This is a genomic window from Neglectibacter sp. CSJ-5 (assembly GCF_032490475.1).
In the GTDB taxonomy this organism is placed as follows: domain Bacteria; phylum Bacillota; class Clostridia; order Oscillospirales; family Acutalibacteraceae; genus Hominenteromicrobium; species Hominenteromicrobium mulieris.
In genome coordinates, this window is the sequence record NZ_JAVYJC010000007.1 from 134,068 (window position 1) to 144,545 (window position 10,478).

Here is a 10,478-nt window from a genome sequence, read left to right on the forward strand (position 1 = left end):
TCAATTTGAAATCGAATTCAAATTGATCGGAGGTTATTCTATTGTCAAACGAGCCTAAATGCGTCTATATCAAAACAGACGTTGGATATGTAAAAATCACATATGCGGAATTTTGCCGCATACGAAACACAACTGAAAATTACAAAGCTTCACACTGGTTCATACCGGTACAAGGTGTTCTGCTGGAAGTTCCAAAAGACGCCTACAAAGCCTTCTACCGAGAGAAGGAACGTGAGCGCTATCTAAGAAAATTAGATAGCGCTCTTTTTTTATGCAATTTAGAACTTAAATCCGAGGAAATCCCGCTGCGCGATGAAAACACGGACATTGAACAGCAAACCGAAGACCGGCTCATGATCGAAAAGATGTATTCCTGCCTTCGTTTACTCGACCCGGACGATGCCGAATTCATCCGTATGTACTTCTTTCAGCATGTTTCCCGCAAAGAACTCGCCAAGAAATACGGCGTGCATCCGTCCAACATCAGCCGAAAAGCCGCTAAGATCCTCGAAAAACTGAAAAAGTTGATGGAAAAATAAAATTTCTGCGCACACATGGTTAAATTTTTCCTTTGTAAAAAGTGAGAGGTCATTTTGACCTCCTGCACCTTGAAAACCGAATAGGCAATTCTCGGGCTTCGGGCCTGAGAATTCCTCTTGGCAGCTCGGGGGCGGGGCAAATTGAACTGCTAATTTACTATAAGCGGGGTGAAACACATGGAATGAACAAATCGCCGAACGGCAGAGGATCCCGCGAAGCGGAAGTCCTCTGCCTTTGTCCGATCTGCGCCGCCGACTTCTACCTTTCCGGGAAGTACACCATCCGAAAAGCAGACGAGATGCAGGTCGTAAAAGACATCTGCACCTATTGTCAGGTGCGCAGGGGCATGGATTATATCCTGATTAAAAAGAAAACAAGAGGTGATGCAAATGATAACGACCGCTAAGCGGCTCGGCGCGCTCCTTTCTGTCTGCCTGCTGCTCTGGTCCGCGTCGATCTCGGCGCTTGCAGACGAAGCCGGTATGCCGGAATCCGAAGCTCCGCCGGAAGAAACCCAGCAGGAAGATGCCGCGTTAAGCGACCGGAATTTTTACTTGGAAGACTCAGAGGTTGCCGCCTACGCCGCGGCAAATCAGCAGACCGGTGTCTCCAAAGTGCATTTTTACTCCCTGAAATCCTCCGTAACCACCACGGTCTTCGGCACATTGGGCGGGCTGCCCGCAAAAGCGATGGTCACAAATTCCGTTTATTATCCGGCGTACTGCTTGGATAAGGAGCTCCTGCAATGGGGCGACATCGATTACAGCTGGACCGATCTCTCTTTTGCAAATCAGGAGACCGTTCGGCAGATCATCGCACAGGGCTTTTCCGAAACAAACGGTCTAAGCAAAAGCGGCTGGGGTGACACTCACCCAAGTGGCGGCAAGGTCGGCAATTATGAGGCAAACACCGCCAAATGGGCTGTGACGCAGCTTTTGGTCTGGGCTGCCTGCAAAAATTATATCGTCCGAAACAGCGCGACCGACTGGACATGGAGCAGCACCGTAGATACCGAAATGGAGACTGTGGCAAAGCATGCCTATAACCCCACGGCATTTCGCACGTACTATACAGAGCTGAAAGACGCGCTGCTGAACGGATGCAAAATCCCAAGCTTTGCAAATGCCGATCCGCAAAAAACTGCGGCAATTCAGCTCAAGTGGAACGGTTCCGCCTACACCGCCACCGTAACAGACAGCAACAATGTGCTGAGCCACTTTGATTTTTCCCTAAGCGGTGTGAATTTCTCCCGCAGCGGAGATAAACTCACCGTCACAACGCAAAAGGAGTTCACGGATGGCGTAGTGACCGATTCGGCAAGCTATTCCATCGGGAACTCCAATGCCGTTGCCGTTTGGAAATGCGCAGACAGCGCCATTCAGCGCATGGCGACTTTTACGGGCGGGCAAACCACCGTTTCTGCCTATCTGCGTCTTCAAACAGAACGCATCAATTACGGTGAGCTGATCATTCAAAAGACCTCCGAAGACGGAAAGAAGAGCGGCTTCACATTCAAAGTCACGAGAGATACCGATAACTGGAGTGTAACGGTCAAAACGAACGACAACGGTACAGCCAAAATCAGCGAGCTGCCGGTCTTTCGCGAAGGTACGAGCACACCCATTCAGTATACCGTGACCGAGATCAACACGCCGTCTTCTTACCGCCAACCGAAACCGCAGACGATTACGCTGACCGCCAAAAGCAGTGTGAACGTCCAGTTTGAAAACACGCTGATTCGCGGCACTCTCGAAATCTGCAAAGTCAATGCAGACGGCAAAACACCGCTTGCAGGCGCCGTGTTCGAGATCATGGACAGCGACAAAAACGTCATCGCGACCAAAACCACCGGCAAAGACGGCAGAATTTCCGTATCCGACCTGCGCTCCGGGTACTACCGCGAAATCTCCGCGCCGCAGGGGTATGAATTAGATTCCACCGTGTACCCGTTTACCGTTGAAAAAGACCGGCAAGTCATTCAAATCGTCCGTAAAAACACACCGAGCGCCGGCTCTGTTTCCGTCCGAAAAATCACCCCCGACGGCACTGCCTTAAATGATGTTTCTTTTCTGCTGCAATACTCGGTAGACGGCGGCACTGCTTGGTCTCCTGTCCGCGCAAGAAAAGAAGCAGATCCGATCTCCGTCGGCAGCTGCACGTCCGAGGGGATTTCCGACGGTGTGCTCACAACGGGAGAGGACGGCAAGGTTACGTTTAACGGTCTGCAAGTTAAAAACCAAAATGTCACCGTCCTATACCGCATCACGGAAGTGCGCACCAAAAACGGCTTTCAGCTTTTAGGCGAGCCACTGTTTGAAGGCACTTTGCCGCAGGACGTAAACGGCACCCCGCAGCGGGATATTACGATCACCGCCGTCAATGGGCACCAATTTGAGCTTCCCGCCGCGGGCGGAAATGGGATGCAAACTGCCGCAATCGGTATGGTCTTCGCCGTGATCGGTTTGTTCGGTCTTCTGTATGTTCAGAAAGAAAAATTTTGAAAGGATAACGCTATGAAAACAAAACGACTCACAAAGCTCGGCGCGGTTCTCTCCGCCGCACTGGTTTTACTCTTTGGCATCCTGTCGGTTTCGGCGGATTCTGTTCCGCAGGCCGTGATCGACACCGACAGAAAAGCATCCGTATCGCTTTATAAATACGATTTCACCTCCGCGCACGCAGACGGTGTTCTGGGAGACAACACGTATATTTCAACCGGCTATGCCGATGAGAATGTGGAAAACACCCTGATGCCGTATGCCATCGAAGGCGTTGTATTCAGCTACGCCAAAATTGCCGATCTTGCGGTACATGCCGAAACAAAAGACGGTGAACATCAAAATATGCTGCTGTATAAATTGCCGGGCGGCGACAAAACCACCGCGCTTATGAATTGCCTTGATCTCACTTCCGAAGACGTCTACAAAACCGACCGCGGCGACTTGTATTTCACTTCGGATACCTTGATTGATGCGCTTTCCGATCATCTGAACACAGCGGAAAGCCAAACAAAAAACGCACTGGAAGCTTTTATCCGCCAAAACGGCACTTCTATGCCGGAAACGGACGGCACAGGGCACACCTCGGCCGCGGAACTCGAGCAGGGATTATACGCCGGTATACGGCGACATCGGCAACCCGAACGAAGTCACCTTAACGTGGTCGCGCACTAACACGGCGTATTCGGACACTTTAACGGACGACTGCCATTTCTACGTGTACGGATTAGACCTCTTAAAGCTGTTCTCGGATAACCTCGGCGATTATTCCAAGGTGCAGTTCAAGCTCTACAACACGACCGATGGCTATTGGGTAACCGCAAATTCCGATGATAACAGCAATTACCTCGTCAGCGGACATGCCGAAAGGGAAGACAACGCTTCCGTTTTGACCCCCGGCAGTTCCGGGCATCTTTTCTTAAAAGGTCTTGAAGACGATATCTACCGCGTGACGGAGATCAACACGGATGCAAATTACACGCTGCTCGGAAATTTCATCACCATGGAAATCCGCGCGAAAGAGTCCGGCAAGATCTGCGGCACCTGCGGAAAGAGCGAACTGACTGCCGAAGCGTTTGAAAACGGCAATGCCAAAGACATGAACGACGATAACGGTTCTGCTTCTGCCATTGTGCCGATCCGTGTGATGAACACGCGCGGGTATCGCCTGCCGAAAACCGGCGATGCCGGCACCACACTTCTTGCAGCCGGCGGCATAACCCTCGCCGTGCTCAGTGCCGCGGCGGTTGCTCTGCTTCTGGTTTTCAAGAAAAAAGATAAGTTTGACGATTAAAAAAGCATAACAAGCGAGCCCGCCTGTGTTGAAGCTTACAGGCGGGCTCCGTTTAATTAAGGAGACTTTTATGCACAAAAAGCGAATTTTGCTGCACGTTCTTTTTCTTGTTCTTTTCCTCATCGGCATCGGGGCAGCCGCATATCCGGCGTTCGGGAACTGGTATACCGAGCAAAAACGATCCGTTGTCCTGACCGAGTACGAAAAGGCGCTTGCAAAAATTGAGGATGCCGATCTGACCGACGCATTCAAGCAAGCCGAAATCTATAACGATGCCCTTTTTACCGGCGAGACCGATGAGGAAGAACGCCCGGACTACGGCGAACTTCTCTGCACGACCGAAGACGGCATCATGGGCTATGTGGAGATCCCAGCCATTCAAATACGCCTGCCGATCTACCACGGCTGCACAGAAAACGAGCTCAGCAAAGGCGCAGGGCACCTGCCGAGTTCTTCTCTGCCTGTCGGCGGAAAAAGCACGCACGCCGTTTTAGCCGCACACTCCGGCAGAGCGGATTCCAAAATGTTCACCGATCTGGATCAGGTCAAAGAAGGCGATCTGGTCTATCTTTACGTGCTGAATAAAACTTTGACGTATGAGGTAGATCAAATCACAGTCACAACGCCCGATGACACCGACGCCATTCAGATCATCGACGGCGAAGACCTTCTGACGCTGCTGACCTGCACGCCATACGGCACAAATACACACCGCCTGCTTGTGCGCGGGCATCGGATTTTCCCCGACGAAACGCTCTCCGCTTCTAAACCGTCAGAAGCAAAGCCTGAGCACACCGACACGGTTGTTCACCGATCTACATGGACGAATGAGTACCGAAACGGGCTTACGGAAGGACTGCTTTTTGCTCTGCTCATTCTCTTGATATCCGTGTTTCTGTACGGCATCATCCGACTGAAAACCAAACGCTCCTGATTTTCTATGAAAGAGATCAATCTGCGGGAATATTACCCGGAGCTATATACCGAAGACTCTGTAATTTCGGTCTCGGATGAAATCGCGGAGATGATGCGCCGCTCCATATTGGAAGAAAAGGCGTATCAGCGCCGCTTATGCCGGTATCAGGCCTACTACTCTTTAGATTACGCCCTGACTGCGGAAAACGAAAGGGACTTGCTCAACACAGCAGCGCCCGAAGACATGCAGGAGCAAAAAGAGCGCCGACGAAAACTGCAAAAAGCGTTCCGAACGCTCACCCCGTCCCAGCAGCGGCGCATCTATAAAAGGTATTTTCTTTGTATGAGCTATGTGGAAATCTCCCGTTCTGAGGGATGCACGATTTCTGCCGTTTGCAACAGCATCCACCGCAGCCTCAAAAAATTGAAAAAGAATTACGATCTATAATATTCATAATCAAGCCGGAGAATAGATTTTTGGCTAACCCCAAACATTAACACGTGTATCGTTCGGTACACATGATTTAATTGCATAAGTGTAGAAACTCGTAGTTGTTCTGGAACTCAAAATTTTCATCTGCGAGTCTCTGCAATATGCAGCAGGAAGCAATTTATTTCTGAGACTGCTATGACAGTGTGGGCTATCTGAAAAAAGACAGGCGTTTTGTAACCGAGAACGGCAGCATTGGCGAAAAGCTGGTGCCGCTTTTACATAGCCGCAGAGGTAGAAATAATTATATTCATATGATATAATTATAAAAAACAGTAGGAGGTTATTATGGAAAGACATATAGGATTATGGAAAAAAGAATATGAAAATGATAATTTTACCGCAGCGGAGTTAATTATAGATGGTAACCACATAGAATTTTATAATCAAGATGTGCTGGATATAAATGCATGTGCATATATTGGTGGAGATGGTACTTGCCGTTATAAAGTTTTTACAAACGGGTCTGACCGATATGGAAAATACAAAACACTTGATAATGCAACAAGCTATAGAGTCCTTTATGTGCTGAAACAGAATTGTGCTTATCAAAAAGGATTGAATATAGAGCATGTTAAGTCAGCTTCTTTTATTATACCAGAGCTGGTGGATTGGCTTGATATTCGCACTGTAGATTTGGGAGTAACTGAACAAGAGAATTTAATTGCCGTTGAAGCGAAACTGCCCAATATTATTTTAAAAGAGAAAAATCCAAAAATTGAAATATACTTTGAAGCTGGCAGTTCTTTATTCAATCCTGATGTTGATGATAAGATTGCTGTTGAAATAAGAAATCAACCACGGGTAAGAATAATGTATGATGATTCCTCAGATGTGAGGAAGGTTCATAATGATATAAGGGCGATAATGCAGTTTTTCAGCCTAATGATAGGGCATATAACGGATGTTCTTGATATTCGCCTTGATGTTCAAAATCAAGATTTGAAAAGCTGGCTATATATCAATGAAGATTTTTCGTATAATTTGCGTACCATCCCTATACTCGACAGACCTCGAACTAAATTGAAAATGGTAGAGGAAAACATAAAAAGTTATTTTGAAACTTGGTATGATTTTTATTTCGATGATAAATTTGAGTTAATTCGTGAAATGTACTTTGAGGGGAATAGGCGAAAAGATATTTATGCACAAGATATTCTCGTCCAATATGTAAGAATATTAGAAGGGTATCATTTGAGAATTACAAATGATGAAGAAGTAGCAAGCACATTGGACAAAGATATTAAAGATATGATATTTACAGATGATGGAAAGAGATTGTTTACTCCGATTTTTGAAAAGGCAGGTTGGTCCTTTAATTCAAAACACGCAAAAAAAGTGGCTTCGTGGATTGCATCTGGATTTGTATTGAAAACAACACTTTCTCAGAGATTAAAGTCTTTGGACGGTCAATATTTCGATATAATTGCGAAAAATGCAGATGATATTGCAAGATTAGAGAAAATCTCTATACCGTCTGAACTCGAATCCAAGAGAGATTTTGATTATTTTCAGAGAATTGCAGATACGAGAAATTATTATTCTCATTACAAAACAGATGCAAAAAATGTTCTGAATTTTACTCAGATGTGCAACACAATAAATGTTTTAAAAGCATTGATAATAATGATATTCTATACACATATGGGAATGTCATCTGATGATGCCAGAAAAATAATTATATGGGATAATGAGCTGCATTTTCAAACAATGTGCCTTCGTAAAGATGGAGAACGACCCAATCAAGAATAAGGTCAATAAGTACATAGCCGAGTGGTTTTCACTTAACGAAAATCACTCGGCTTTTTCTATTTCTGGACGTGATTTGATTGAATGAGAAGCAGCCCTTATGTGTAGCTCGACCCTGCGGTTATCGAATTATTTTTTGCTTCGTGGCAAAAGTCATACCGTTTCTTTCAGTATTCAAACTATACTTTTCAGCCTTCTACACATCATGCTCAGCCTTAAATTTACGGTTATTTTCTACCAGCTCATCGAAAGTGACGGGACGGTAGCCGTTCAGATCCACACCGGCATTCAACACATGGTCCCGGCATTGAATCAGCGGCCAGAAATCCGCCGAGGTATCTGCGTGGATATGACCGTGGATCATGTAAGTTCGTTTGGCGTGCTTCCAGGTCAGCATCGGATAGTGACAAAGCGTCAAGCCGTGTGCGCCATCCGAAATCTCAAGAAAATTATCTACGCTGAGAAAATAGCGGCTCAAATCAACTTTTCCCATCCAGGAGCCGTCATGGTTGCCCACGATCAGCCGCTTTTTTCCTTTAAGCTGCTTTAAGATACTTTCAGGGTCAGCACAGCGAAAGAACATATCTCCGATGATGTATATGGTATCATTGCCGTGTACGCGTTCATTCCATGCCGCGATCATCGCTTCATTCATGGCTTCTACATCGGGATATGGTCGCTCGCACATCTTTACAACATTAGCATGGCCGAAGTGCGTATCGGCAGTATAATAGATCATAGTCGCTTAACCTCCCATCATTTGACCACTATCGTAAGGACAGGAAGCAACCGTAATAAGGTGTCAATTACACCAAATGATTTTCATTAACCAGAAGAATACCAGCGCTTTCCTTTGCAATCTCCAACACCATCTTTATTGAATATGCTAAAAACAACATTCTATGTATGCCCTTATGATAAATCAGTTTATGATAATCTCGTTTATATTATATATTTGCAAGGCAAAAGGTCAAGTGTCTGCACAACAAAGAGTTTCATAATTTCATGTTCCGTCAGAAATTAGAGAATGCAGGTTCCTTTCGTGTCAAATTCTGAATTTCCAGCCCATAAGCGCATCAAATGTAAACAATTTGTAAATAAATGCCTTTACCCCGTTTATAAATCGCCGAAAAATGTCGTGTATAGTGAAGGGAACTTTTTCGGCAGTATGGCAGCGCCGATTATCCTGATCGCGGTCCCGCAAAAAACTGCCATGCCGTTTTCCCTTTCTGAACCTTGAAAATTGAATATTAACTTGCCAAATACGTTCTCTTTGCGGTGAGCGTGCAGAGCGGTGCGCCACGACCTGTTTTTCAGCGAGCGAAATTCACCGACTTAGAATACCGGGCAGCTCCCGGTTCCGCTGTGACCCGCAAAGAGCATAATGATACTCCCGTCCAGTCACAGTTCGAGCGTGATAAAACCGTCGCAAACGATGAGGGCGGCTCTGACAGACCGTCAGTTGGGGTGAAACTCCCGTGGTGTCGGCTCGCTCCCGACCGTTTGGCAGGTTACATACCGAAATGACCCCTTATTACAGCGCAAAATCAGGAGGAAATGCAATTATGGAACGAACTATCCGACGCGGTGACATTTTTATGGCTGATCTAAATCCCATCATCGGCTCCGAGCAAGGCGGTATCCGTCCTGTGCTCATTCTTTCCAATAACCTCGGCAACACGCACGGCCCCACCGTCATCGCGGCGCCGATTACAAGCCGAAGACATAAAAAGGCGGGGCTTCCTACGCACGCACAAATCCCCGTGCTCGGCGATCTCACCACAGATTCCGTCGTTCTGCTTGAGCAAATACGTGTTTTGGATAAGCAGCGTCTGCAAGCCCGATTAGGCAGACTGCCGTATTCCTATATTCAGAAAATCGATAAAGCCCTCGCTGTCAGTATCGGGTTATGGGATAAATGCTGAAAACATGGAGTAAGCGTTGCATTGATGCTATTATAAAAGTGGACACGGAAGGGTAGAAAAAAGCCTGTCCGTGGAGTATCATAAAGGTGAGTATTCTACCGGAAAGGAGCTCGTCTTTATGTCTAAACACTTGAATCCGTTGGAAAAGGAATTCCTGATCCGGCAGTACAAAAGCAACACGCGTATTAAAATGCGTGACTTCTGCGAAGCAAACCACATTTCAACCGGTGCATTCCAGAAGTGGATTAAGCAGTATGATGAGGGCGGCTTGGAAGGTTTGGCTCGTGCAGATAGCGAGATCAAAGATGTCCTCCCGGAGGGAATTGACCGAACGGAGGAATCCTACAAGCGTGAGATACTCAAGCTGCGAATTGAGAATGAACGGCTTAAAAAAAACTATGTCGTGCAGACGACGGATACTGGGGAACAGGAGTTCATTCGTTTAAGGCCGAAGAATTCGAAATCGTAGAACTGCTGTCCAGAGACTATGAGGTTCAGGAACTGTGCTCTCTCATGGGCGTCAGTCGGTCCGGCTATTACAAGTGGAGGAAACGGGACAAGAGTACGCGGGATCTGAGGCGTGAAGAAGTTATCGCGTTAGTCTCCGAAGTCCATAAGGCCCATCCATCCCACGGCTACCGTTGGGTAGCGGCTTTTATACGAGTCAATTATCAGCAGGATATAAGCGATAACTATGTGTACAAGGCCTTTCGTTTTCTGGGAATAAAGGCAAAAACCAAGCATCAAGTACATTATCGCCCCAGAAAGATACGAGATCTGTACCCAAATCTTATCTTCACAACTTGGGATACCGTAGATCGACCTCGCCAGGTCATTGTGTCAGATATGACGGTATTGAAGCCGTGGATATTTTATCTTGAGCTGACACTCTACTTTGATGTGTTTACGAAACAGATACTCACATGGAAACTATCTGAACGCCGTGGCGGGCGGGAGCAGTATCTGGACGGTCTTGCGGATGTCGTTGAGCTGCTGCGTGGGAAGAAAGAACCAACCATTATCCATACCGACCAAGGCTCTGTGTATTCCTCAAAAGCGTACAACGA

The 10,478-nt window shown here is 46.8% G+C and carries 11 protein-coding genes and 1 pseudogene; 11 read left to right on the forward strand and 1 reads right to left on the reverse strand.

Annotation, left to right across the window (positions count from 1 at the left end; translation table 11 throughout):
• Window positions 1–41 precede the first annotated feature (41 nt).
• The 8 genes from R2K26_RS13350 (at window position 42) to R2K26_RS13385 (ending at window position 7,489) form a co-directional block, all read left to right on the forward strand.
• Window positions 42–539 carry a sigma-70 family RNA polymerase sigma factor gene (locus R2K26_RS13350; protein ID WP_316522469.1) on the forward strand — a complete coding sequence of 166 codons (498 nt, stop codon included), beginning with the start codon at window positions 42–44 and terminating at the stop codon, window positions 537–539.
• A 182-nt stretch (window positions 540–721) separates the two neighbouring features.
• Entirely contained in the window at window positions 722–946 is a 225-nt protein-coding gene (locus R2K26_RS13355) for a hypothetical protein (RefSeq protein ID WP_316522473.1), read from the forward strand.
• Window positions 930–3,041 (forward strand): SpaA isopeptide-forming pilin-related protein, encoded by a 2,112-nt coding sequence (locus R2K26_RS13360; protein ID WP_316522475.1) that lies wholly within the window; start codon window positions 930–932, stop codon window positions 3,039–3,041. The genes R2K26_RS13355 and R2K26_RS13360 overlap by 17 nt, the downstream gene beginning before the upstream one ends.
• A gap of 12 nt (window positions 3,042–3,053) precedes the next feature.
• Window positions 3,054–3,713, forward strand: a complete 660-nt coding sequence (locus R2K26_RS13365; protein WP_316522478.1) for a hypothetical protein — start codon at window positions 3,054–3,056, stop codon at window positions 3,711–3,713.
• 43 nt (window positions 3,714–3,756) lie between these two features.
• Entirely contained in the window at window positions 3,757–4,332 is a 576-nt protein-coding gene (locus tag R2K26_RS13370; protein WP_316522481.1) for an LPXTG cell wall anchor domain-containing protein, read from the forward strand.
• Window positions 4,333–4,402: 70 nt separating this feature from the next.
• Window positions 4,403–5,266: a class C sortase gene (locus R2K26_RS13375; protein WP_316522485.1), complete on the forward strand. Its 864-nt coding sequence runs from the start codon at window positions 4,403–4,405 to the stop codon at window positions 5,264–5,266.
• A gap of 6 nt (window positions 5,267–5,272) precedes the next feature.
• A complete protein-coding gene (locus R2K26_RS13380) occupies window positions 5,273–5,695 on the forward strand; it encodes a sigma-70 family RNA polymerase sigma factor (RefSeq protein WP_316522489.1) in 423 nt (140 codons plus the stop codon).
• A 330-nt stretch (window positions 5,696–6,025) separates the two neighbouring features.
• A complete protein-coding gene (locus R2K26_RS13385) occupies window positions 6,026–7,489 on the forward strand; it encodes a HEPN domain-containing protein (protein ID WP_316522493.1) in 1,464 nt (487 codons plus the stop codon).
• Between the two features lie 193 nt (window positions 7,490–7,682).
• On the opposite strand, the gene R2K26_RS13390 is transcribed toward R2K26_RS13385, so the two are convergent.
• Window positions 7,683–8,225, reverse strand: coding sequence for a metallophosphoesterase (locus R2K26_RS13390; RefSeq protein WP_316522496.1), 543 nt, complete (start codon window positions 8,223–8,225; stop codon window positions 7,683–7,685).
• 826 nt (window positions 8,226–9,051) lie between these two features.
• On the opposite strand from R2K26_RS13390, the gene R2K26_RS13395 reads away from it, so the two are divergent.
• From R2K26_RS13395 to R2K26_RS13405, 3 genes and pseudogenes are all read left to right on the forward strand, one after another.
• On the forward strand, window positions 9,052–9,411 hold the full coding sequence (locus R2K26_RS13395; RefSeq protein WP_316522499.1) for a type II toxin-antitoxin system PemK/MazF family toxin: 360 nt from the start codon (window positions 9,052–9,054) through the stop codon (window positions 9,409–9,411).
• Window positions 9,412–9,529: 118 nt separating this feature from the next.
• A complete protein-coding gene (locus tag R2K26_RS13400) occupies window positions 9,530–9,880 on the forward strand; it encodes a helix-turn-helix domain-containing protein (protein ID WP_178624692.1) in 351 nt (116 codons plus the stop codon).
• Window positions 9,881–10,257: 377 nt separating this feature from the next.
• Window positions 10,258–10,478 (forward strand): annotated as a pseudogene (locus tag R2K26_RS13405) (IS3 family transposase); the annotation flags it as partial.

Excerpts from the sequence above, each read along its gene's own strand:
- R2K26_RS13390 (WP_316522496.1), bottom strand. The coding sequence starts at position 8,225 with ATGATCTATTATACTGCCGATACGCACTTCGGCCATGCTAATGTTGTA.
- R2K26_RS13380 (WP_316522489.1), top strand. The coding sequence starts at position 5,273 with ATGAAAGAGATCAATCTGCGGGAATATTACCCGGAGCTATATACCGAA.
- R2K26_RS13385 (WP_316522493.1), top strand. The coding sequence starts at position 6,026 with ATGGAAAGACATATAGGATTATGGAAAAAAGAATATGAAAATGATAAT.
- R2K26_RS13400 (WP_178624692.1), top strand. The coding sequence starts at position 9,530 with ATGTCTAAACACTTGAATCCGTTGGAAAAGGAATTCCTGATCCGGCAG.
- R2K26_RS13395 (WP_316522499.1), top strand. The coding sequence starts at position 9,052 with ATGGAACGAACTATCCGACGCGGTGACATTTTTATGGCTGATCTAAAT.
- R2K26_RS13355 (WP_316522473.1), top strand. The coding sequence starts at position 722 with ATGAACAAATCGCCGAACGGCAGAGGATCCCGCGAAGCGGAAGTCCTC.
- R2K26_RS13360 (WP_316522475.1), top strand. The coding sequence starts at position 930 with ATGATAACGACCGCTAAGCGGCTCGGCGCGCTCCTTTCTGTCTGCCTG.
- R2K26_RS13375 (WP_316522485.1), top strand. The coding sequence starts at position 4,403 with ATGCACAAAAAGCGAATTTTGCTGCACGTTCTTTTTCTTGTTCTTTTC.
- R2K26_RS13365 (WP_316522478.1), top strand. The coding sequence starts at position 3,054 with ATGAAAACAAAACGACTCACAAAGCTCGGCGCGGTTCTCTCCGCCGCA.